This window comes from Paraburkholderia denitrificans (genome assembly GCF_042655705.1).
In the GTDB taxonomy this organism is placed as follows: domain Bacteria; phylum Pseudomonadota; class Gammaproteobacteria; order Burkholderiales; family Burkholderiaceae; genus Paraburkholderia; species Paraburkholderia denitrificans.
Genome location: NZ_JBHSMP010000007.1, coordinates 1 through 21,680, shown reverse-complemented (window position 1 = coordinate 21,680; position 21,680 = coordinate 1). Strand labels below are relative to the sequence as shown.

Annotated in this window: 20 protein-coding genes and 1 pseudogene; 5 read left to right on the top strand and 16 right to left on the bottom strand. The window is 64.2% G+C overall.

From position 1 onward, the window contains the following. Positions 1–20: 20 nt before the first annotated feature. Positions 21–230, top strand: coding sequence for a dodecin (locus tag ACFPTO_RS03320; protein ID WP_293041478.1), 210 nt, complete (start codon positions 21–23; stop codon positions 228–230). A gap of 126 nt (positions 231–356) precedes the next feature. Here the strand turns inward: ACFPTO_RS03320 and ACFPTO_RS03315 are convergent, their stop codons facing one another. The 4 genes from ACFPTO_RS03315 to ACFPTO_RS03300 all read right to left on the bottom strand — a co-directional run bounded on the left by ACFPTO_RS03315 (position 357) and on the right by ACFPTO_RS03300 (position 5,370). Further along, on the bottom strand, positions 357–1,445 hold the full coding sequence (locus tag ACFPTO_RS03315; RefSeq protein ID WP_377709441.1) for a BMP family ABC transporter substrate-binding protein: 1,089 nt from the start codon (positions 1,443–1,445) through the stop codon (positions 357–359). A 44-nt stretch (positions 1,446–1,489) separates the two neighbouring features. Beyond that, the gene (locus ACFPTO_RS03310; protein WP_377709439.1) at positions 1,490–2,419 is read right to left on the bottom strand and encodes an ABC transporter permease; all 930 of its coding nucleotides are present in this window, start codon (positions 2,417–2,419) and stop codon (positions 1,490–1,492) included. A gap of 21 nt (positions 2,420–2,440) precedes the next feature. Continuing rightward, positions 2,441–3,547, bottom strand: coding sequence for an ABC transporter permease (locus ACFPTO_RS03305; RefSeq protein WP_377709437.1), 1,107 nt, complete (start codon positions 3,545–3,547; stop codon positions 2,441–2,443). Positions 3,548–3,750: 203 nt separating this feature from the next. Further along, positions 3,751–5,370 carry an ABC transporter ATP-binding protein gene (locus ACFPTO_RS03300; RefSeq protein ID WP_377709436.1) on the bottom strand — a complete coding sequence of 540 codons (1,620 nt, stop codon included), beginning with the start codon at positions 5,368–5,370 and terminating at the stop codon, positions 3,751–3,753. A 611-nt stretch (positions 5,371–5,981) separates the two neighbouring features. Here ACFPTO_RS03300 and uraH point away from each other — a divergent pair. Together uraH and ACFPTO_RS03290 are read left to right on the top strand one after the other, a co-directional pair. Next, positions 5,982–6,335, top strand: a complete 354-nt coding sequence (uraH, locus tag ACFPTO_RS03295; protein ID WP_377709435.1) for a hydroxyisourate hydrolase — start codon at positions 5,982–5,984, stop codon at positions 6,333–6,335. Between the two features lie 194 nt (positions 6,336–6,529). Next, on the top strand, positions 6,530–7,741 hold the full coding sequence (locus tag ACFPTO_RS03290; protein ID WP_377709963.1) for a urate hydroxylase PuuD: 1,212 nt from the start codon (positions 6,530–6,532) through the stop codon (positions 7,739–7,741). Positions 7,742–7,838: 97 nt separating this feature from the next. Here the strand turns inward: ACFPTO_RS03290 and ACFPTO_RS03285 are convergent, their stop codons facing one another. From ACFPTO_RS03285 to ACFPTO_RS03245, 9 genes are all read right to left on the bottom strand, one after another. Continuing rightward, positions 7,839–8,375, bottom strand: a complete 537-nt coding sequence (locus ACFPTO_RS03285; protein WP_377709434.1) for an ureidoglycolate lyase — start codon at positions 8,373–8,375, stop codon at positions 7,839–7,841. Positions 8,376–8,415: 40 nt separating this feature from the next. Next, the gene (gene alc / locus ACFPTO_RS03280) at positions 8,416–9,435 is read right to left on the bottom strand and encodes an allantoicase (protein WP_377709432.1); all 1,020 of its coding nucleotides are present in this window, start codon (positions 9,433–9,435) and stop codon (positions 8,416–8,418) included. Between the two features lie 45 nt (positions 9,436–9,480). Next, positions 9,481–10,002, bottom strand: coding sequence for a 2-oxo-4-hydroxy-4-carboxy-5-ureidoimidazoline decarboxylase (gene uraD, locus ACFPTO_RS03275; RefSeq protein ID WP_377709431.1), 522 nt, complete (start codon positions 10,000–10,002; stop codon positions 9,481–9,483). Further along, positions 9,999–10,949, bottom strand: coding sequence for an allantoinase PuuE (gene puuE, locus ACFPTO_RS03270; protein ID WP_377709429.1), 951 nt, complete (start codon positions 10,947–10,949; stop codon positions 9,999–10,001). Before puuE ends, uraD begins: the two co-directional genes overlap by 4 nt. A gap of 457 nt (positions 10,950–11,406) precedes the next feature. After that, positions 11,407–12,333: a muramoyltetrapeptide carboxypeptidase gene (gene ldcA / locus ACFPTO_RS03265; protein WP_377709428.1), complete on the bottom strand. Its 927-nt coding sequence runs from the start codon at positions 12,331–12,333 to the stop codon at positions 11,407–11,409. Continuing rightward, positions 12,330–13,004 carry a tRNA adenosine(34) deaminase TadA gene (gene tadA, locus ACFPTO_RS03260; protein ID WP_377709427.1) on the bottom strand — a complete coding sequence of 225 codons (675 nt, stop codon included), beginning with the start codon at positions 13,002–13,004 and terminating at the stop codon, positions 12,330–12,332. The genes ldcA and tadA overlap by 4 nt, the downstream gene beginning before the upstream one ends. Next, a complete protein-coding gene (locus ACFPTO_RS03255; RefSeq protein WP_377709426.1) occupies positions 13,001–13,429 on the bottom strand; it encodes a DnaJ family domain-containing protein in 429 nt (142 codons plus the stop codon). Before ACFPTO_RS03255 ends, tadA begins: the two co-directional genes overlap by 4 nt. A 324-nt stretch (positions 13,430–13,753) precedes the next feature. Next, positions 13,754–14,950, bottom strand: coding sequence for an amino acid aminotransferase (locus ACFPTO_RS03250; RefSeq protein ID WP_377709425.1), 1,197 nt, complete (start codon positions 14,948–14,950; stop codon positions 13,754–13,756). Positions 14,951–14,971: 21 nt separating this feature from the next. Next, positions 14,972–16,384: an amino acid permease gene (locus ACFPTO_RS03245; protein WP_377709424.1), complete on the bottom strand. Its 1,413-nt coding sequence runs from the start codon at positions 16,382–16,384 to the stop codon at positions 14,972–14,974. A gap of 734 nt (positions 16,385–17,118) precedes the next feature. Here ACFPTO_RS03245 and ACFPTO_RS03240 point away from each other — a divergent pair. Then, entirely contained in the window at positions 17,119–18,579 is a 1,461-nt protein-coding gene (locus ACFPTO_RS03240; protein ID WP_377709423.1) for a glucose/sorbosone family PQQ-dependent dehydrogenase, read from the top strand. A gap of 408 nt (positions 18,580–18,987) precedes the next feature. Here ACFPTO_RS03240 and ACFPTO_RS03235 read toward each other — a convergent pair whose 3' ends face one another. Continuing rightward, positions 18,988–19,260, bottom strand: a complete 273-nt coding sequence (locus ACFPTO_RS03235; RefSeq protein ID WP_377709422.1) for a hypothetical protein — start codon at positions 19,258–19,260, stop codon at positions 18,988–18,990. 17 nt (positions 19,261–19,277) lie between these two features. Between ACFPTO_RS03235 and ACFPTO_RS03230 the strand changes: the two genes are divergently transcribed. Continuing rightward, the gene (locus ACFPTO_RS03230; protein WP_377709421.1) at positions 19,278–20,081 is read left to right on the top strand and encodes a DUF6969 family protein; all 804 of its coding nucleotides are present in this window, start codon (positions 19,278–19,280) and stop codon (positions 20,079–20,081) included. A 40-nt stretch (positions 20,082–20,121) separates the two neighbouring features. Here ACFPTO_RS03230 and ACFPTO_RS03225 read toward each other — a convergent pair whose 3' ends face one another. Then, positions 20,122–21,528, bottom strand: a complete 1,407-nt coding sequence (locus tag ACFPTO_RS03225) for a formimidoylglutamate deiminase (RefSeq protein WP_377709420.1) — start codon at positions 21,526–21,528, stop codon at positions 20,122–20,124. 35 nt (positions 21,529–21,563) lie between these two features. Further along, positions 21,564–21,671: pseudogene (locus tag ACFPTO_RS03220) on the bottom strand (HutD family protein); the annotation flags it as partial. Between the last annotated feature and the right edge of the window lie 9 nt (positions 21,672–21,680).

The following is a 21,680-nucleotide window of genomic DNA, read 5'->3' as shown; positions in this document are numbered from 1 at the left end:
GACCATGAGGAGACACCACCATGAACGATCACGTCTACAAGCAGATCGAGCTGACCGGCTCGTCGACCGAATCGAGCGACGACGCCGTCCGTTGCGCGATTGCCCGTGCGTCGAAGACACTGCGAAATCTGCACTGGTTCGAGGTGACCGAGACGCGCGGCCTCGTCGAGGACGACAAGATCACGCGCTGGCAGGTGACGATCAAGGTCGGGCTGCGCATCGACGATTGACGGGCGCAGCCGCCCCGGGCCCGACCGAAGCGCAACCCAGGCGCAACCCAGGCGCACCGCAAACGAAAACGGCCGCGCGAGCCCGAAGGCTACGCGCGGCCGCGTATGCATGCAGGCTGCGTCTGCTTACTTCGGCAGCGAGCCGTCGACGCCTTCGACGTACCAGTTCAGGCGCTGCAGTTCCGTGTCGGTTAGCGTTTTGCCGGCCGGCACCTTCACTGCGCCCGTCTGGTCCTTGATCGGGCCCGTGAAGACGTCCCACTTGCCGCCCGCGATCGCTGCGCGCTTCGCGGCGACGGCCTTCACGGCGTCAGCCGGCAGCGCGGACGTGTTCACGTCGCCCAGATCGACCGCCTTCTGCGGGATGCCCCACCACACCGGGTCGTTCTTCCACTTGCCGTCCATCACCTGCTGGATCGCGTTGACGTAGTAGACGCCCCAGTTCGCCTCGACCGAGCCGAGGTGCGCGTGCGGGCCGAACTTCTGCATGTTCGAATCCCAGCCGAACGCGTGGACCTTCTTCGCTTCAGCCGTCGCGAGCGTCGCGCTCGAATCGGTGTTCTGGAGCAGCACGTCGGCGCCCTGGCCGATCAGCGTTTCCGCCGCCTGCTTTTCCTTGCCCGGATCGAACCAGCTGTTGATCCAGATGACCTTCGTGTGGACCTTCGGATTCACCGAACGCGCGCCGAGCGTGTACGCATTGATGTTGCGCACCACTTCAGGGATCGGCACCGAGGCCACGAAGCCGAGCGTGTTCGTCTTCGTCGCATAGCCTGCCGCGACGCCTGCGAGGTACGCGCCCTGGTACATGCGCACGTCATAGGTGCCGAAGTTCGGCGCCTTCTTGTAGCCGGTCGCGTGCAGGAACGTGACGTCCGGGAAGTCCTTCGCAACCTTCAGCGCGAAATCCTGATAGCCGAAGCTCGTGGCGAAAACGATCTTGTTGCCCTTGTTCGCAAGATCGCGGAACACGCGCTCCGAGTCGGCCGATTCCGGCACGTTCTCGATGCGGGTGATCTTGATCTTGTTGCCGAACTTCGCTTCGGCCGCGTGCGAACCCTGATCGTGCGCGAACGTCCAGCCGGCATCGCCCGGATTGCCGATGTAGACGAACGCAACGCCCGGCACATCGGCCGCATTGGCCGACGGCACGAGCGCCGCCGTGCCGCACGTGGCGGCGACGGCGACCGCCGTCAGGATGGTTTTTTTCATCATGGATCTCCTGTTCTGGATGGGAATGCCGCGTTTTCGATGGAGTATCAGGCGGTGCCGAAGAACGGCTTGCCGAGCGAGGCAGGCGCGTTCAGGCGAATCGTGTTCGGGTTGCGCGAAATCAGGACCAGCACGACGATCGTCGCGACGTACGGCAGCATGGCGAGGAACGGCGTCGGCACCGGCACGCCGATGGCCTGCGCATAGAACTGCAGCCCGGTCACCGCGCCGAACAGCAGCGCGCCGATCAGGAGGCGCCCCGGCCGCCAGGTGGCGAACACGACGAGCGCGAGCGCGATCCAGCCGCGGCCCGCGGTGATCTGCTCCTGCCACAGGTGCAACTGGACGACCGAGTAGTAGCCGCCCGCGAGGCCCGCCATCGCGCCGCCGAACAGCGTCGCGCCGTAGCGCACGCCGATCACGGGGAAACCCACCGAGTGCGCGACCTGCGGCGACTCGCCGACCGAGCGCAGCACGAGCCCGGCGCGCGTGCGGTACAGGAACCAGCCGACGATGGCGAACATCAGGAATGCGAGATAGTCGATCGGCGTGTTGTTGAACAGCGCGGGGCCGACGACAGGCAGATGCGAGAGCCCGGGAATCGGCCAGGCGGCGATGGTCGCGAGGCTCGCTGCCGACGTGTACGGCTTGCCGACATACGCCGAAAGGCCCACGCCGAAAATCGTGAGAGAAAGCCCCGTGGCTACCTGGTTGGCGAGCATCGTGAGCGTGAGAAAGCCGAACAGCAGCGCCATCGCCATGCCCGCCGCAATCGCCGCAACGAGCCCGAGCCACGGGCTGCCGGTCACGGTCGTGGTTGCGTAGCCGCTCACGGCGCCCATCAGCATCATCCCTTCGACGCCGAGGTTGAGCACGCCCGACTTCTCGGTGACGAGTTCGCCGATGCCCGCGAACATGAGCGGGATAGCGGCCGTCACGGCGCTCGACGTGAGCGAACTGGCTTGCTGGATATCCATGTGGTTATGCCCGAATCAGAATCAGTGGCTCGTCGCGACCGGATGACGGCGGCGTACGCGGTAGTTCACAAAGAGATCTGCGCCGAGCAGGCAGAACAGCAGCAGGCCCTGAAAGACGCCCGAGAGCGCCTGGGGCAATTGCAGCGAGGTCTGCACGGCCTCGCCGCCGAGGTAGAGCAGCGCCATCAGCAGGCTGGCGAGCACGATGCCGAAGGGATGCAGCCGCCCGACGAACGCGACGATGATCGCCGTGAAGCCGTAGCCCGGCGACCACGTCGCCTGAAGCTGGCCGATCGGACCGGCGATCTCGCCCATCCCCGCGAGGCCCGCGAGGCCGCCCGAGAGCAGCAGCGAGGTCCAGATCGTCTTTTTCTCCGAGAAACCGGCGTAGCGCGCGGCCAGCGGCGCCAGCCCGCCCACGCTCATGCGGTAGCCCGCGAAGCTGCGGCGCAGGAACAGCCACACGAGCGGAATCGCCGCGAGCGTGAGAAAGATCGAGGCATTCAGGCGCGTGCCGCGCAGCCAGTGAATGCGCCAGTCGCCGCCGAAGGTCGGATAGAGCGCGTCGCCGCTGAACATCTCGGAGAGCGGAAAATTCATCCCGTTCGGATCGCGCCACGGGCCGCTCACGAGCCAGATCAGAACCTGCGTCGCGACGTACGTGAGCATCAGGCTCGTGAGGATTTCGTTCGTGTTGAAGCGGCTCTTGAGCCACGCCGGAATCGCGGCCCACGCCATGCCGCCGAGCACGCCCGCGAGCATCATGAGGAACAGGATCCACCAGCCAGTGGACTGGTCGAAGTAGATCGCCACGCCGCTTGCCGCGATGCCGCCGAGCACCATCTGCCCTTCGGCGCCGATGTTCCAGACGTTCGCGCGGTAGCCCGCCGCGAGGCCGAGCGCGATCAGGCACAGCGGCGACGCCTTCAGCAGCAGCTCCGACCAGCCGTTGACGGTCGAGAGCGGTTCGATGAAGAACGCGTGCATGGCCTGCACGGGGTCGCGCCCGACGAGGCCGAAGATCAGGAAACCGATCGCAAGCGTGAGCAGCGCGGCGATCAGCGGCACAGCAATGCGCACCGTGCGGGACGGCGCCGTGCGGGCCTCGAGTCGAAACGGAAAAATCATGATGGCGTGATCGGTGTTCAGTCCGGGTGTGTCGGTTTTCGGTTGTGGTCGCAGCTTTTGGTCGCCGTAGCGCAGGCTCAATTCAGGCTCAATCGCCAGGTTCAGCGCCGGAGTGCACAAGCCGCCCGTTTCGGCTCGACGCAAACGCTACCTTGCCAGCGCTTCGTGCGCCGCGCGTCAGACATGTGCCTCAGACATGTGCTTCAGACATGCGCCGCAGGCCCAGACGCGGCGGGTGCCGCGGGCGGCTCGCCGCCTGCCGCGCGCTCGCCGAACAAGCCCGCCATCCAGCGTCCGATCTCCTCGGCGTTCGTCTCGCCGGTGAGCCGCGCGGGGGAAAGCCGCCCGCCCGCGAGCACGGCGATGCGGTCGCAGATGTCGAACAACTCGTCGAGTTCCTCCGAGATCACGAGTATCGCCACCCCGCGCGCCGAAAGATCGAGCAACTGTTGACGGATGAACGCCGCCGCGCCCACGTCGACGCCCCAGGTGGGCTGCGCGACCACGAGCACCTTCGGCGTCTGCAGGATCTCGCGCCCGACGATGTACTTCTGCAGATTCCCGCCCGAAAGGCTCGCGGCGCGCGCGTCGGGACCGCCGCAGCGCACGTCGAAGGCGTCGATGCAGCGCTGGGCGAATGCGCGCATCGCGCCCGTCCTGAGCCAGCCGGAGCGCACCATGCCCTCGCGGTGCGCGGTCAGCAAGGCATTTTCGGACAGCGACATCTCGGGCACCGCGCCGCGCCCGAGCCGTTCTTCGGGCACGAATGCGAAGCCGCGACGACGACGCTCGCCCGCCGTGAGGCGACCGGCGGGCTCGCCGCAGATCGTCACCGCATCGGCGGGAACGTGGCGGCCCAGATGCGCCTCGCCGGAGAGCGCGGCGAGCAGTTCGGCCTGGCCGTTGCCCGACACGCCCGCAATGCCGAAGATCTCGCCCGCGTGCACGCCGAACGTCACGTCGGCAAGCGAAGTGCCGAACGGATCGGCGCTCGGCATCGAGAGATGTTTGACGTCGAGCAGCACGTCGCCCGGCGTGTGCGCACGGCGCGTGTAGTCGGGCAGATCGCGCCCCACCATCAGGCGCGCGAGCGACGCTTGCGTCTCCTCGCGCGGCGTCACGTTACCGGTCACCTTGCCGCCGCGCAGCACCGTGGCCGTGTCGCAGAGTTCCTGAATTTCGTCGAGCTTGTGGCTGATATAGAGGATGCTGCAACCTTCCGATGCGAGCCGCCGCAGCGTGTCGAAGAGCTTGCGCACGGCCTGCGGCGTGAGCACCGAGGTCGGCTCGTCCATGATGAGCAGGCGCGGGTTCTGCAACAGGCAGCGCACGATTTCGACGCGCTGCCGCTCGCCCACCGTCAGGCTGTGGACGTGGCGCTGCGGATCGACGTCGAGACCGTATTGCGCCGACACCTCGCTGATGCGCCTGGCGAGCGTCTTGAGATCGAACGCCTCGTCGAGCGAGAGCGCGATGTTCTCGCCGACCGTGAGCGTCTCGAAGAGCGAAAAGTGCTGAAACACCATGCCGATGCCGAGCTTGCGCGCGGCGGCCGGGTTCGCGATGTCGACGGGCTGCCCTTCCCAGCGGATTTCGCCCGCATCGGGCCGCACCGCGCCATAGACGATCTTCATGAGCGTACTTTTGCCAGCCCCGTTTTCGCCGAGCAGCGCGTGAATCTCGCCGGGTACGACCGAGAGCGTGACGTCGTCGTTGGCGAGCACGGCCGGGTACTGCTTCGTGATGCCCGCGAGCGCGAGACGCGGCACTGTGTCGCTCCCGGAAGCCGTGCCCGTCGCCTGACGTGAAGAAGAATCGCCCATGAAGGTTCTGCCGAAGTACGTTACTGCTATTCGAGTTCTATGCCCGCGCATGCCGCACGGAGTGGTTGTCCCCGCACCGTTCGGGGCAGCCAGGCCGCGACCGGCCAATGACCGGGCCGTCGCGCGGGGGTGACGATACCTGTTAGACGGACGTTAGTCGAGGGGCATTAAATCCCGCCAGGCCATGTGACGCGGGGGGGTCTGGCGCAAGCCGACCTCGACGGATTCCCTCCCTTATATTGAAAACTACATACCGATAAAACAGGCCTATCAGGCTGGACTTACTGCCCGGAGGGTTGATGCGCGAGCAACGCGAGGCGGTCGACCTTCGACGATCAAAATTGCACTGGCAACTCATGCAAGCGACGATACACAGATTCAGCGTAGCCCTGTAAAGGTCGTATTTATCCATCGCTTCGACGGCCACAGGGGCATCGAACCATGCCAAAACCACGGTGAACCCGCGCAGAGCGCGCGCGTGCTGCACTGCGTCACGTCACTCATGCTGAAGGATTTATCTTCACTGTCGTCTACCCGCTTACGCCACGATGGTTCTTACAATGCGTTGAACGTCGCGTATGCATAACAGGCTGGACACGAGGAGACTGCGAATGGGCAAGCTCACCACCCACGTGCTCGACACCGCTAATGGCCGTCCCGGCGCGGGCATCAAAATCGAACTCTTCGCGCTCGCGGGCGATGCGCGCCGCGCACTGAAAACCGTCACGACGAACGACGACGGCCGCTGCGACGAACCGCTGCTCGAAGGCGCGGCATTCGCGACCGGCGAATACGAACTCGTGTTCCATGCGGGCGACTATTTCGCCTCGCTCGGTACGCAGGTGCCACACCCGCGCTTCGTCGACCGCGTCGTGCTGCGCTTCGGGATCGCGGACGACAGCGCGCACTATCATGTGCCGCTACTCGTCTCGCCCTGGTCGTACAGCACGTACCGCGGCAGCTAGGCGCGCTTGCCCCACCCGGCAATCCATCGTCGCCACACCGTACACACAGGACCGGCGGCGCAAGCGCTTCGCACGGCAGCAGCCAAACGCACAAGGCACCGAATCCGGCGCTGAAGCAGGCACCGCACGCGCAGTTCGCACGAGGTGTTGTGCGCGCAACGAATCAGGAGTGGAGGCGCTTTATGGCAGGTCTCATGGCAGGTTTCATCACCGACTGGCTGAATCTCGTCCTGCGCTGGTTCCATGTCGTGGCCGCCATCGCCTGGATCGGCGAATCGTTCTACTTCGTTGCGCTCGACAACAGCCTCAAGCCGCCTGCGGACCCGAACCAGCGCATGCGCGGCGTGTTCGGCGAACTGTGGCACGTGCATGGCGGCGGCTTTTACAACATGCAGAAATACACGGTCGCGCCGCCCGAGATGCCCGAGGACCTGCACTGGTCGAAGTGGCCCGCGTACACGACCTGGCTCTCCGGCGCGGCGCTCTTCACCGTGTTGTATCTGTTCGCGCCCAGCACCTACCTCATCGACAAGAACGTGCTCGACATGGGCCCGGCCGTCGCGATCTTCTCGGCGCTCGGCTTCCTCGCTGCGGGCTGGATCGTCTATGACGCACTGTGCCGCCTGCCCGGCACGAAAGACACGCTGCTCGGCGCGTGCGTCGGCGTCTATGTCCTGCTCGCGGCGTGGCTCGTCTGCCACATCTTCGCTGGGCGCGCCGCGTATCTGATCATGGGCGCGATGCTCGCGACGATCATGTCGGCAAACGTGTTCTTCGTCATCATCCCGGGCCAGCGCAAGATGGTCGACGCCATGTTGAAGGGCGAAGCGCCGAACCCCGTCTACGGCAAGCGCGGCAAGCAACGCTCGCTGCACAACACGTACTTCACGCTGCCCGTCGTGTTCGCGATGCTGTCGAATCACTACGCGATCACCTACTCGCACCCGCACAACTGGGCTGTGCTCGCGCTGATCATGCTGGCCGGTGCGCTGATCCGCCAGTTCTTCGTGATGCGCCATCGCGGCCAGGTGTTGTGGTATTTGCCGCTCGGCGGCATCGCGTTGATGTTCGTCGCCCTCTTCTGGACGCTCCCGCACCCGGTCGTGCCGCAGGCCGAAGCGGCTAAAGCGGACAAAGCGGCCGACTCGCAGAAGCTGAAACTTGCCGATATCCAGCCGATCCTGCAGGCCCGTTGCGTGGCATGCCATTCGGCCCATCCGACGCTGATCGGCGCTGCGCCCGCTGGCGTGATGCTGGATACGCCCGACGAGATTTCGCGGAACGCCCAGCGTCTGTATCGGCAGGCCGTGCAGTTGAAGGTCATGCCGCTCGCCAACATCACGCACATGACCGACGACGAACGCCAGAAGATTGCCGCCTGGTTCGAAGGCGGCGCGGCGAGGTGATCAGGTAAGGCAGCAAGGGCCGCGTGCGAGTCTAAAAAGCGCCGCAGCCCGGCAAAACACGCGGCGTTCTACACGCTGCGCGGCATTGCGCCAGGCATCATCGCCGTGCGGAGCGCACAGCGTCTTCGTTTATCCAGAGCGACTCGGGCAGATCCTGCTCGTCGAGGTTGTGCCCCGCGCCGCCGCGATCGACGACGATAAAGTCGCTCACTTCGCCGAGCGCGATCAGCGGATGGTGCCACACGCCCTTCGCGTAGTTCACGCCTTGCCAGCCCTGCGTCACGAATGCGCGAATCTGCGCGACGTCGAGATCGCCCGCGGGCGCCACGACGATCAGATAGGGACGGCGATCAATTGGCAAAAACGCCTGACTACCGAGCGGATGGCGCTCGAGCATTTTCACCTCGAACGGCAGCACGCGCGCTTCGCCGCGAAAGAGATTGATGAGCGCGCAACCGCCCTCATCCGTCACATCCACCTTCGCGAGATCGTGATAGCGGATCGTCGTGCCGAGGTTGATCGGAAACGCATTCGCGCCTTCGAGTTGGATCACATCGCCAAACGGCGCGAACGCATCGCGCGTGAGCAGTTCGACGGCAAGCGTCGAGCCGGAGCGTTGCATCGGGTTGCTCATGGTCGGCTCATGATCATTTCATGGTTGGCTCACCGCCCGCTTACGCGAGCGTGCCCCACAAACGCAGGCGCGACACACCGCCATCCGGAATGATGTTAAGGCGCACGTGCGTGACCGGGCCGAGCGCGGCCAGTTCGCTTTCGAAGCTGTGTTGTGCGTCCATCTGCAGCTTCTGCTCATCGAGCAGCACTGGCCAGAACATCGCCTGCGTGACGAGCGAACTGTCCGTGCCGCCTGTCACGCACGCAGCCTGTACCGAGCAGCGGTCGGGATAGTTGCCCTTGAAGTGCGCCGTGTCGACTTCGATCTTATGGATGGTGCCGGGATGCGCGAGTGCGATGATCGCCCAGTCGTTGCCCGGCTCGCGGCGGCGGCGCGTTTCCCAGCCGTCGCCCATATTCGCGCCGCGGCCCGGCATCAGCATGTTCGACGCGAGACCGAAGTGCTGGTTGTTCGCCGCGACCACGTATGCACCGTTCGCCATGGCGGCAAGGTCGAACTGTTCGGTACGGCTCGCGCCGTTCCAGTCCACCTGCGGCTGGCCGTAGACGCGCAGACGCGCAATGCCGCCGTCCGGATAGATGTTCACCCGCACGTGCGTATATGGCTGGCTCGCCTCGCCGCCGGTGGCTTCGAGGTAGTGATGGCTGTTGCCGGTCAGGGCCGTGGACGGCACGATCTCGAACCACGACGTCGAAGCCGTCGGCGTGCCCTCGGACACATACGCGCCCTCCACCGATGCGGCGGGCGGATAGTTGCCGGTGAAATGGCTGGTATCGAGGTCGAGCCCCTTGACGACGCCAGGGCGCGCGAGCTTCACGATGCACCAGTCGTAGCCCATCGTGCGCTTGCGGCGCGTCTCCCAGCCGTCCATCCACTTGCCGTGGTCGTCGTACTTGCCCGGGACGAAGACAGCCGGCTCCGGGTCAAGCATGCGCTCCTTCGGCGCGAAGAATTCGTCGCTTGCTTCGAGCGCCTGCGCGCCGAGGCGCGGGTCCGCAAGATTCACATAGCGGCGGGTAAATTCTGGAGCGTTGGAATCGAGAGTCGGGAGTGCCATCGTCGTCGTCCTTCTTGTCTGTCCAGTGAGCGCGAAAGCGCCGCATCAAGCATCGATTAACTCGTCGAGCCGAAAGCGCGCAATGCGATAGATCTCGTCGAGGCTCGCGCGTATCTCGTCGGCGCGGTTGTTGTTCACGCGCGCTTCGAAGTTCGCGATGATGCCGTGGCGGTCGTAGCCGCGCACCGCGAGGATGAACGGAAAGCCGAACTTCTCGCGATACGCCCGGTTAAGCGACTGCAGCTTGTCGAACTCGTCCTGCGTGCACTGGTTGAGGCCCGCGCCGCGCTGTTCGCGCGTCGACTCGGCGGTCAGTTCGCCGCGTACCGCCGCCTTGCCCGCGAGTTCCGGGTGAGCACCGATCAGCGCGAGCTGCTTCGTCTCGCCCACCGATTCGACGGCCCGCGACATCGCGCCGTGCAGCGCCTCGACGCTCGTGAACGGACGCTCCGCTGCAGCAGCCTCGGCCACCCATGGAGAATGCTCGAAGATGCCCGAAAGCGCGGCCACGAAGGCTTCTGTCGAGGCACGGTTGAGCTGTTCGAGGGTGTAATGCATGGCCTTCATGTGGCGGCCTTGCGGTCGCGCGGCTGGTAGGGATGGTGCGCGCGCCAGTGGCGCGCGATGTCGACGCGGCGCGTCACCCAGACGCGATCGTATTGCTCGATGTGGTCGAGAAAGCGTTGAAGCGCGCGAAATCGCCCCGGGCGGCCGAGCAACCGGCAGTGCATGCCGACCGACATCATCTTCGGCACTTCGTCGCCTTCTTCGTAGAGCACGTCGAAGGCGTCGCGCAGATATGCGAAGAAATGGTCCGCCGTATTGAAGCCCTGCGGCGTGGCGAAGCGCATGTCGTTCGTGTCGAGCGTGTACGGAACGATCAGTTGCGGCACGGTCTTGCCGCCCGTCACTTCCACGTCCATCCAGAACGGCAGGTCGTCGCCGTAATAGTCGGAGTCGTAGAGAAAACCGCCGTATTCCGCGACGAGACGGCGCGTGTTCGGGCTGTCGCGGCCCGTATACCAACCGAGCGGACGCACGCCCGTCACGCGCTCGATGGCTTCCATGCCGAGCTTCATATGCTCGGCTTCCCGTTCCGGCGTCGCGTCCTGATAGTGGATCCAGCGATAGCCGTGGCACGCGATCTCGTGTCCGAGTTCGACGAACGCACGACCGAGTTCCGGATGACGCTCGATCGCCATGCCGACGCCGAATACCGTGAGCGGCAGGCCGCGCTTCTCGAACTCGCGCAGGATGCGCCACACGCCGGCGCGCGAGCCGTACTCGTAGATCGATTCCATGCTCATGTGACGTGCGGGGTACGCGGCGGCACCAACGATCTCCGACAAAAACTGCTCGGACGCGCTATCGCCGTGCAGGACACAGTTTTCGCCGCCCTCTTCGTAGTTGAGCACGAACTGCACAGCGACGCGCGCCTGGCCCGGCCAGTCTGCCTGCACCGGATGCCGGCCATAACCGGTTAGATCGCGAGGATAGAGAGGATCGAGTGCCATGTTGGAAGAGTCGACCGATCGTGTTGTGAAGGCAAGACCCGGCAAAAGTCGCATTCGACGGAAAGCGGTTGCGGCGCACGGATCGCCAGTGCACAAACGGCGCGCGGCAGGTCAGCCCGGCAATCCGCTTTCAGTACCGGATCAGTGTAGCTAAATCATCGGGGCGCGCCCATACACGCGCTCAGATATTACGGGTCAGGCAATGTGTACGAAAACTGCCGCGCCTCGCGTACGCCACGCCACTGCAGCAACCGCGCGATTCCCGTACGCACCGGTTGGTTGGTTGGCGGCGCGACATTCCAGTCGCCGCCAGCATGCCCAATATGCCCCGTTTATCTGCCAGCGGTTAGTCACGACGCGAGCACGTCGGACATTCGCGTGCGGGCAAACGGCTTGGCAGTTAGTTGCATATATAGGCCATAAAAAAAGCGCCCGAAAGCGCTTTTGTGTCACCGCGTCAGCCGAGATGCGGATATCCGCTCACGGACAGCTTGAACCCGAGCGGCGTGGCGTGCAGTTTCGCCTGCGCGCCGACCGGCAGCGTCGCCATGTCCGGGATATGCCCGAACGGCAAACCCGTGATGACCGGAATGCCGACCACCGCGCGCATCTGCTCGATCATTTCATCCAGGTCGTAGCCGTTGTCGTAGTCGAACGGCTTGCCGCCCGAGAAGTCGCCCAGCACAAGTGCCTGCTGCCGCCCGAGGATCCCCGAGAGTTGCAACTGATAGATCATGCGTTCGATGCGATACGGCTGCTCGTTGATGTCCTCGAGGAACAAAATACCGCCCTCCACCGGCGGCATGAACGGCGTGCCGATCAAGGACGTCATGACCGCAAGATTGCCGCCCCAGAGCGTGCCGGAAACATGTGCGATTTGCGCCTGCGGGACGTCCACGGTGAGCGTGAAATCGGGCTTCGAGAGCGTGTCCCAGAAGTGCTGCATCGTGAAGCTGCTGAGATCCTCGGCGCCGAAGTCGCTCACGAGCATCGGGCCGCCGAACGTCGTGAGTCCCGCCCGCGCAAGCAGCGCAAGCTGGATCGCAGTGAAGTCGCTATGGCCGCAAAACGCAATCGGCCGTCCGGCGAGCCGCCGTTGCAGGCCGTCGTAATCGAGCCCGTGCAGGAGACGCACGGCGCCGTAGCCGCCGCGCACGGCGAGCACGATATCGGGCAAGTCGCGCGACGGGTCGGCCAGGCGGTTGAGTTCGGCGGCACGTTCGCCGTCGGTGCCCGCAAAGCGCAGGTAGCGCCGCTCGGTGGCCGCCATGCCGTCGACGCGATGGCCTTCGGCCTGCAGGCGATCGAGCGCGCGCTCAACCGCCAGCGGATCGGGCGGATAACCGGACGGTGCAATCAGTTCGATGGTGCGAGGCTTGGTCATGTCGATTGGGATGGGGTGTCGCCCTCGCTGGCGGAATCGTCATCCGCCGACGACGTCTCGCCTGCTGCGGCACGGCGCGCCGCGCGGCTCGCCCGGCGTCGCTCCGCGAAGAACGAGCGCAGCGCGTCGCCGCATTCGCTTTCGAGCACGCCGCCCACCACGCTGGTGTGATGATTCAGCTGCGCGTTGGCGAAGGCATCGACGACACTGCCGCACGCGCCCGTCTTCGGGTCGTGCGCGCCGTAGACCACGCGCGCGATCCGCGCGTGCATGATGGCGCCCGCGCACATCAGGCACGGTTCGAGGGTCACATAGAGTTCACAGCCCGGCAAACGGTAGTTTTCCAGCGTCAGCGCGCCCGCACGGAGCGCGGCCATCTCGGCATGCGCGGACGGATCGTGCGCCCCGATCGGATGGTTGAAGCCTGTTGCGATCACCTCGTCGCCGCGCACCAGCACCGCGCCGACGGGCACCTCGCCCGCCGCGCGTGCATCTTCGGCAGCCAGTTGAGCGAGCCGCATGAAACGTCGGTCGCGCTCGCTCACGGGATCGGGCAGTTGCGAAGGCGTGGACGTGCCCGGCTCAACAGCGTCGGGCGCTGCATTGGCGCGATCTTGCGGGTCGGCGGTAACGCTGGAAGGCGCGGCCGGCGTGGCGGCCGGCGTGTTCACTGCGCCTCCGCCGTAATGGACTGGGTGGACTCGTTCAGCCGGGCGGGTTGCGGATCTGAGACACGCCCGGAAAGCCGCTCGGCGATGCGCCGACGGTATTCCTGCGGCACTACCATCGCGCCGCCGCGCAGCGATTCGAGCGCCATGTCGAGCGCGAGCAAACGCGCGCGCAGACGGCATTGCGCCGCCTTGTCGCCGACCTTGGCGAGTTCCCCTTCGAGATCACGCAACGCGCGCAATTGTTCGACTGCCGGAGGCACGAATCCGGCGTTCTTGAGAATGCGGTTAGCGACACGCACTTCTTCGGGGACGAACAGGTCGTCGTCGAACTCCTGGGGCGATCCGGCACCCGGCAGGTCGTCGAATTCCCCGCGCGCGGCTGCGGCGGCAATCCGTTGTTCGACGAGGGCATCAAGCAATTTCATCGGTAATTCATCACGTTGCGGCTCACGCATTCTAGCAGGGCGTGACCTGGAGGACCGTCAGGCTCTGTCGTGGCTTCCGTCGACGTGAATGGCTTGACAACCGGTTGTCGAATGCCGCCTGAACCGGCATCCGGTTCTGAATGGCGCCGCGCGGGCAGCGATTGCACCACCGTTATAGGGCTAGCAGCGAACGGCGTTGAATCGGGCAAATGCCGTGATGTGCCCAGCCGGTAAGCGGCGTACGAGCGTACGCCGTGTGAAGCGACTTCGCGTGCGGCACAGCCGTCCAGACAGGCCTGTGCCGCGCGCGAAGCGCATAGATGCCTAGTGCGCGAGCACCTTGGCAATCGCGTCGACCACGATCCCGACGTTCTTGTCGTTGAGCCCCGCCACGCACATCCGGCCCGAACGCAGCACGTAAACGCCGAACTCTTCGCGCAGCCGCTCGACCTGATCGGCCGACAAGCCCGTATACGTGAACATGCCGCGCTGGCGGATATAGCGCGACAGCGCCTCGCCGCTCACGTACGCGCGCAGGCCGTCATGAATCGCGACGCGCATGCGGGCGATACGCTCGCACATGGCCGCCAGCTCCTTCTCCCACGATTGCTTCAGATCCGGCGTGGTCAGCACGCGCGCGACAATCTTCGCGCCGTGCGTGGGCGGATTGCTGTAGTTCGAGCGCACCGAGCCCGTCAACTGCCCGAGCACGCGATCGGCTGCCGCCGCGTCTTCGCAGACCACGTGCAGGCCGCCGCAGCGCTCGCCGTAGAGCGAGAAGTTCTTCGAGAACGAATTGGCGATCAGGGCCGGAAGCCCGCGGCGCGCAATCTCGCGCACGGCGAACGCGTCGTCGTCGAGGCCCGCACCGAAACCCTGGTACGCCATGTCGACGAACGGCAGCAGATCGCGCTTTTGCAGCACGCCGATCAGCTGCTCCCACTGCGCGCGGTCGAGATCGACGCCCGTCGGGTTATGGCAGCACGCGTGCAGCAGCACGATGCTCTTCGGCGGCAGCGCGTCGATGGCCGAGAGCATCGCGTCGAACTTCAGGCCGCCCGTGGCCTCGTCGTAGTACGGGTAGGTCTTCACCGTGAAGCCCGCGCGCTCGAAGATGAAGCGATGGTTTTCCCAAGTCGGGTCGCTCACCCAGACTTCGCTCGCCGGAAAATAGCGCTTGATGAAATCCGCGCCGACCCGGAGCGCGCCCGAGCCGCCGAGCGTCTGTACCGTCGCGATGCGCCCCGCCGTGCGCGACGGGCACTGCGCGCCGAACACGAGCGCCTGCACGGCGTCGCGATACTGGGCGAAACCCGCCATCGGCAGATAGGGCTTCGGTCCCGGCTCTTCGAGGATCGCCGCTTCGGCGGTGCGGACGGCCTGCATCACGGGCAGGCGGCCTTCGTCGTCGAAGTAGATGCCGATGCTCAGATTGACCTTCTTCTGGCGCGGATCCTTCTGAAAGTTCTCGTTCAGCGTGAGGATCGGGTCGCCGGGATAGGCGTCGATGTGTTCGAACATGGTGTTTGCGAAGTGGGCTGTTCAGGATGAAAGACGATCAGTATGCGCCTGGCGCGTCGCGGCACCGCCTTGCAGCGCGGAACCCGCGTTGCGCTGCCAGAACCGGTACGCGAGCGCGAGCGCGGCGAGCCACACCGGAAGCAGGTACACGGAAATCCGCAACTCCGGCGTGAGATACATTACAACGAGAGCGCCCGCGAGGAAAACCAGACATAAATAGTTCGTGAACGGATACCCGAGGCTCTTGAACATCGTCATCTGTTGGGCGCGCGCCTTGTCGCGGCGGAACTTCAGGTGAATCAGGCTGATCATCGCCCAGTTGATGATGAGCGCCGACACGACGAGCCCCATCAGCAGTTCGAACGCCTTGCCGGGCATGAAATAGTTGACGATCACGCACACGCCGGTCGCAAGCGCCGAGACGCCGAGCGCCGCCAGCGGAATGCCGCGGCGGTTGACCTTGAGCAGCGACTTCGGCGCATTGCCTTGCTGCGCGAGGCCGTAAAGCATGCGGCTGTTGCAGTAGACGCCGCTGTTGTACACGGAGAGCGCAGCCGTCAGCACGATGAGATTGAGCACGCCGGCCACGAGGTCGCTGTTCATCGCGTGGAAGATCAGCACGAACGGACTGCCGCCCGTCACCACCTTCTGCCAGGGATACAGCGAGAGCAGCACGGCGAGCGCACCCACGTAGAAAAGCAGGATGCGGTAGATGACCTGATTGGTTGCGCGCGGGATCGTGTGCGAGGGATCGTCGGCTTCGGCGGCGGTGATGCCGACAAGTTCGAGGCCGCCGAACGAGAACATCACGACGGCCATCGCCATCACGAGGCCGCTCACGCCGTGCGGGAAAAAGCCGCCGTGCCGCCAGAGGTTGGAGACGCTGGCATCGGGACCGGCGTGACCGCTCACGAGCAGCCAGCCGCCGAACGCAATCATGCCGACAATCGCGAGCACCTTGATGATCGCGAACCAGAACTCCAGTTCGCCATACGACTTCACGCTCGTGAGATTGATCGCGTTGATGATCGCGAAAAACGCGAGCGCCGACACCCACGTGGGCAGGTTCGGCCACCAGTAGTGCATGTAGATGCCGACGGCGGACAGCTCGGCCATGCTCACGAGGATGTACAGCACCCAATAGTTCCAGCCCGAGAGAAAGCCTGCGAACGGGCCGAAGTACTTGTCGGCGAAATAGCTGAACGAGCCCGCGACCGGTTCGTCGACGACCATCTCGCCGAGTTGACGCATGATGAAGAACGCGATGATGCCCGCAATGCCGTAGCCGAGCAGCACTGAAGGCCCGGCCGTCTGGATCGTCTGCGCGATACCGAGGAAAAGACCCGTGCCAATTGCGCCGCCGAGTGCGATCAGCTGAATATGGCGGTTCTTGAGGCCGCGTTTGAGCTGGCCGCTTTTATCGTTTGAAGTCATGTTTTTCCGGTCGCCTCAGTGCGGCGTATCCGGCCAACGATTCTAAATAATCAGGAAATAAAAATGCGCACGCAACGAACTGGGGCGAAGCGCGCAGCCAGGGAACGATCGCGATACCCTTCGAAGCTTAAGCGGCGGTGACCGCCCGTGCAGAACGCGCGAGGCGGTGGCGGGCGGTTTCCACGCCTGCGACACGACTTCTTTCCCACATAAGCTTCGACGGCATAAAAAACTCTTTCGCGGACAACAACTTAATAATTTTACCGTGTCTCGGGACCGCCAGCGATAGCGCACGCTTGCGCGGAACGCCGCACCGCACATAGCATATCGTTCACAGCCCGAAAACCTGACAATTACACAACAAAAATCGGGAAATACTCCCTAATCGAGAATATCTCCCGTGCTGTAAGCTGAAAACCGGCTTGGCTCGATCCGGATGGGGAAATCGCACAGCAAGCGCCATCGTGCGTAACAGCGGTTTTAGCCGTTTTTCCCGATGGCAGGTGGCCGTCAATTTTCAAACCTGATTAGCATTACTGAGTTTGCCATTCTGGATCAGGATCCCCGATCCTTCGCAAAGCCGGTATCCACTCCAGGTGATACAGCTTTCTTTACGGAGTCGCCGCTCCCCATGCCGATTCCAGCATGGCCCGTTTTATCGCTACACGATCCTGTTTGCCGACGCGTGCTGTCCCTCTCCGGGGTTGATGTTTCATCAATAATGAGGTCTGCAAGTGAACAAGAAAATCCTGTGCGCATTAATCGCTCCGCTCGTTTTTTCTGCAGGGGCCGCCCATGCCGATTCGCCGCCTCCGGTAGGCACCCATTTCGCGGCACTGCCCGACCACTTCACGAAGCGCGTGCTCGTTACCGGCCTCAAGAATCCGCACAACATGGTGCTCGGACCGGACGGGCAGCTCTGGCTGACCGAACAGGCCACGAGGCGCGTGCTGCGCGTCGATCCCAAGACCGGCAATCTTTCGGTGCTGGCCGAGATTCCCGATGTGGTCTACGACGAGGGGCATCAGAACGGCCTGCTCGGCATTGCACTCCACCCGGAGCTGCTCAAGCGCACGGGTCATGACTACGTCTACGTTTCCATGACCTACGCAACCGGCAAGGGCGGCGACGCCCCGAACGCCACCTTGATCCGTCGCTATACGTACGACGCGAATACTGGCAAGCTCGCGCATCCGGTCGATCTGATCAAGGGCATGCCGTCGAGCTTCGACCATCAGTCGGCGCGCCTGCTGTTCGGCCCGGACCACAAGCTCTATTACTCGATCGGCGACCAGGGCCACAACCAGTTCTCCTATCTCTGCCAGCCGAATCACGCGCAGGATATTCCCACTGAAGCCCAGATCAAGGCGGCAGACTATTCGCTATACCAGGGCAAGATCCTGCGTCTGAACGTCGACGGTTCGATCCCGAACGACAACCCGGTGATTCACGGCGTTAAAAGCCATATCTATGCGTACGGGATCCGTAACACGCAGGGCATGGTGTTCTCGCCGAACGGCAAGCTGTTTGCGGCCGAGCATGGTCCGAACACCGACGACGAGCTGAACCTGATCGTGCCGGGCGGCAACTATGGCTGGCCGCACGTCGCGGGCCGCAAGGACGATTCCGGCTACGCGTATGCGAACTGGTCGGCAGCGAAAGACGGCTGCGAGGCGCTGAGGGAAAAGGAGAAGGACCCGGCGCAAAACGGGCTCAAGGTGCCGGATGCCGTGCCGGTAATGAAGGAATCGCAATGGTCGGATCCGGCCTTCGTGGAACCGGTCAAGACCTTCTACACCGTACCGAGCAATTTCGACTTCAACGATCCGGTCTGCGCGGACAAGAATCTGTACTTCATCTGCTGGCCGACTATCGCGCCGTCGTCAGTGACGTACTACAAGGGCGGCCCGCGCGGCGTGCCGGGCTGGGAGCATTCGCTGCTCATCACATCGCTCAAGCGCGGTCTCGTGTTCCGCGTGAAGCTGGACGCAACCAATAGCGTTGCGATGGGCGACGCCATTCCGCTGTTCCGCTCGATGAACCGTTATCGAGAAATTGTGGCGAGCCACGACGGCTCGACGATCTACGTCGCGACGGACTCCGCCGGCCTGGGCACGACCGAAGCAGGGAATGCTTCGTTCAAGCTCGATAACCCGGGGTCGATTATCGAGTTCAAGTACACCGCGGGTAAGTAAGGCTGGAGTATTGTTCTGTCGAACCCGGGCTGGGAGATCCGGCCTGGGTTTTTATTTTGTTTTTATTGTGGCTGCTTTACTGCTTATTCCCACTCGATCGTCAATCCAGCGGCTGAGGCCTTGCTCGGAAGACGTTTTTTCCGCCCGAGCGACGTCGATACCGAAATTCCTGCCCGGTACTTAATGGCATTTGCGAATCTCGCATCGGAGAAGCAACGCCGGATTTATTCGGAAATCGCGAACGCTAGCCAGCTCAGCCTGACACGTATCCAACCACATCTCCGCAGCAGCGGCAGTCACTACGACTGTCGTACGAACAGGTGTCTCCGATCATGCTGATGGGACGCACGCAGCCGCGTCAGGAAATCCTCGTCCTTCCCGGAAGCACAGGGCCAAACCACACATATTTCAAATCGACCGGTATCCGCGCTTGCGCTCGAATTCTGCGTAGCCATCAGCGACTACCGGGTCGGCGTACCCTGCGGCGCTATCAGCTTGGGTGTCAGCACCATCGAGCCCGCGCATCACCGCCACAGAAGCCTGCCATTGTTCACGCGGTATGGGCGCGCCGATAAATGGAGCCAAATAAGCATCGAGATAGCCGGCATTCGGGTCCTCGATTTCACGCGTCCGGGAACACCTGAGGACCACAAACCTCTGACATCGGCTGGCGTGCGGCATTCGATTTCGGTGCCATCGTGGCCGTCGCTGCCGCGCTCGCGCGCCGCTACATCCCCGAGTCGCCCAGGTGGCTGCTGGCCCGCGGCGAAGGAATGAATGAAAGCAGGACTTCAGCACCGGACAGGCGGCAGCAGGCGGCCGCCGATCTCATCAGCTGTTACGAGACGCTTGCCACGCGCAATGAGAATCTCCTGCAGCACGTGGTCGGCGACAGTGTGTTCGAATGCTGGCGCAAATATCCGTCTGCAGACGCAATCGACTCCCACAGCGGCTTCCAGTATTTCTATCACGCCCACAGCGCGGATGACCGCCCCGGCACACTGGAAAATGGACACTTTCACACCTTTGCACGGTTCGACCGCCATTCACATGATGTCGAGGACTGGGACGTGTCAGCGTGCGCCGGCAACGACGAAGCACCGGGAACGTGGGACCCCGACTCGGCACACCTGATTGCTATTTCCGTGAATGCCCTCGGTTTGCCAGTCGGACTCTTCACTGTGAACCGCTGGGTAACCGGCGACCGGTGGTGTAGCGGTGCAAGCCTTTCACGCCTCGTCACGCGCTTCGACGTGCGGCAGACCGGCCCACGGATTGTCGCAAGGTGGCTCAAGGCCTGCTTCGCGCTCTACGAGACCGAAATCCAGGCGCTACTGATTGAGCGGGATGCAGCGATTCAACGGGCGCTAGCGAAGCGCGGCCCTGATCCCTGGGTCACCGAGGATCGCTCACTCGAAGTGCTGTCTGCAAGAACCCTGTCATTTTCGGACGATGTCGAAGCGGCGCAGTGCCCCGCTCAAGCGGGTAGAGGCCGGTCATAGGTCATGGTGACGCGAAATGCGCTTCAGGATGCGTGTGGTCTCATGCATCGGCGAGCAGACGCCTCAGCGTCTTGCGATAGTCCGCGTACAGGCGGTCTTCGTCGCGGTGGCGACGTTGGGCCACCACGCGTTCGCCGCCCGTGTAGACGTCGAGCACCGGCGTCTGTCCATGTTCGCAGAATACGATGGACGAAAGCCAGGTCCGCGGGGACTGCTCCGCGAGGTTCGGATGCGCGGCGTCGAGCACGATCCAGTCCGCCCGCGCGCCTGCCGCGAGCGCGCCGGTCACCCGGCCGGTCGCGCGCGTGCCGCCCGCGAGCGCCGCATCGAACAGACGGTCCGCGACATGCGCCGTCTGCCGCGAAGCCAGCACGTTGCGCTCGCGGCGCACGAGCCGCTGGCCGTATTCGAGCAGACGCAGCTCCGCGCGCCAGTCGATGCCGATGTGGCTATCCGAGCCGACGCCGAACACGCCCCGCGCATCGAGATAATCGTGCGCCGGGAAAATGCCATCGCCGAGGTTCGCTTCCGTCGTAAGGCATAGCCCCGCCACCGCGCCGCTCTTCGCGAGCGCGGCCGTCTCGTTCGCGTCGATATGGGTTGCGTGAACGAGACACCAGCGATGATTCACATCGAAGCGATCGAGCAGCCATTGCACGGGGCGCGCGCCTTCGGTCGCGAGGCACGCCTGAACTTCGGCGGTCTGCTCCGCGATGTGAATATGCACGGGCGCGCCGGGCAACGCGGCATCGAGTCCTTCGAGGAGCGCGCGCAGCGCCGCCTGCGACACCGCCCGCAGCGAATGCGGCGCCACGCCGTAACGCAGCGCGCCGTGCTCGGGCCGCTCGCGGCGCAGCGTCTCGATGAGCGTGAGCAACTGCTCCGGCGTATTGATGAAGCGCTGCTGATCGTCGCGCGGCGGTTGCGCGCCGAACCCGCTGTATTGATAGAGCACCGGCAGCATCGTCATGCCGATGCCGGTGTCGCCCGCCGCATCGACCACACCCTGCGCCAGTTCGGCTGGATTGCCGTAACGCTGCCCGTCCGGCGCGTGATGCACGTAGTGGAATTCGCAGACGGACGTGTAGCCCGCCTTCAGCATTTCGACATAGAGCCAGCGCGCGATTGCACCGAGATCGTCGGGCGTGATGCGCGCCGCGAAGCGGTACATGAGGTCGCGCCAGCTCCAGAAGCTATCGGTAGGTTTCGCGCGATACTCGGTCAGGCCCGCCATCGCGCGCTGGAACGCATGCGAATGAAGATCCGGCATGCCAGGCATCAGCGGACCCGACGCCTGCGCGACGCCCTCGGGCGCGCGCGGCAAATCGTGCGCGACGGCCCGCAGCGTGCCCGTCTCATCCCATTCGAGCAGCACGTTGCGGCGCCAGCCGCCGGGAAGATACGCATGCTCCGCGAAGAGCGCGCGTTTTGTGGTCGTTGTATCCATTGCGTGATTCATGCGGTCGGGCGGTCAATTAGTGAGGCTGCGCTGGAAGACGGTCTCGCCACCGCGATCTCGCGCGTGACGCCGCCGCCGTTCTTCCACGGCGACGCGACGAGATCCGCGCCGCGCAACAGCGCGACACGCACAATACGCGC

Coding starts and splice junctions, on each gene's coding strand:
- ACFPTO_RS03320 (WP_293041478.1), top strand. CDS start 21: ATGAACGATCACGTCTACAAGCAGATCGAGCTGACCGGCTCGTCGACC.
- ACFPTO_RS03315 (WP_377709441.1), bottom strand. CDS start 1,445: ATGATGAAAAAAACCATCCTGACGGCGGTCGCCGTCGCCGCCACGTGC.
- ACFPTO_RS03310 (WP_377709439.1), bottom strand. CDS start 2,419: ATGGATATCCAGCAAGCCAGTTCGCTCACGTCGAGCGCCGTGACGGCC.
- ACFPTO_RS03305 (WP_377709437.1), bottom strand. CDS start 3,547: ATGATTTTTCCGTTTCGACTCGAGGCCCGCACGGCGCCGTCCCGCACG.
- ACFPTO_RS03300 (WP_377709436.1), bottom strand. CDS start 5,370: ATGGGCGATTCTTCTTCACGTCAGGCGACGGGCACGGCTTCCGGGAGC.
- uraH (WP_377709435.1), top strand. CDS start 5,982: ATGGGCAAGCTCACCACCCACGTGCTCGACACCGCTAATGGCCGTCCC.
- ACFPTO_RS03290 (WP_377709963.1), top strand. CDS start 6,530: ATGGCAGGTTTCATCACCGACTGGCTGAATCTCGTCCTGCGCTGGTTC.
- ACFPTO_RS03285 (WP_377709434.1), bottom strand. CDS start 8,375: ATGAGCAACCCGATGCAACGCTCCGGCTCGACGCTTGCCGTCGAACTG.
- alc (WP_377709432.1), bottom strand. CDS start 9,435: ATGGCACTCCCGACTCTCGATTCCAACGCTCCAGAATTTACCCGCCGC.
- uraD (WP_377709431.1), bottom strand. CDS start 10,002: ATGAAGGCCATGCATTACACCCTCGAACAGCTCAACCGTGCCTCGACA.
- puuE (WP_377709429.1), bottom strand. CDS start 10,949: ATGGCACTCGATCCTCTCTATCCTCGCGATCTAACCGGTTATGGCCGG.
- ldcA (WP_377709428.1), bottom strand. CDS start 12,333: ATGACCAAGCCTCGCACCATCGAACTGATTGCACCGTCCGGTTATCCG.
- ACFPTO_RS03255 (WP_377709426.1), bottom strand. CDS start 13,429: ATGAAATTGCTTGATGCCCTCGTCGAACAACGGATTGCCGCCGCAGCC.
- ACFPTO_RS03250 (WP_377709425.1), bottom strand. CDS start 14,950: ATGTTCGAACACATCGACGCCTATCCCGGCGACCCGATCCTCACGCTG.
- ACFPTO_RS03245 (WP_377709424.1), bottom strand. CDS start 16,384: ATGACTTCAAACGATAAAAGCGGCCAGCTCAAACGCGGCCTCAAGAAC.
- ACFPTO_RS03235 (WP_377709422.1), bottom strand. CDS start 19,260: ATGCCGCACGCCAGCCGATGTCAGAGGTTTGTGGTCCTCAGGTGTTCC.
- ACFPTO_RS03225 (WP_377709420.1), bottom strand. CDS start 21,528: ATGGATACAACGACCACAAAACGCGCGCTCTTCGCGGAGCATGCGTAT.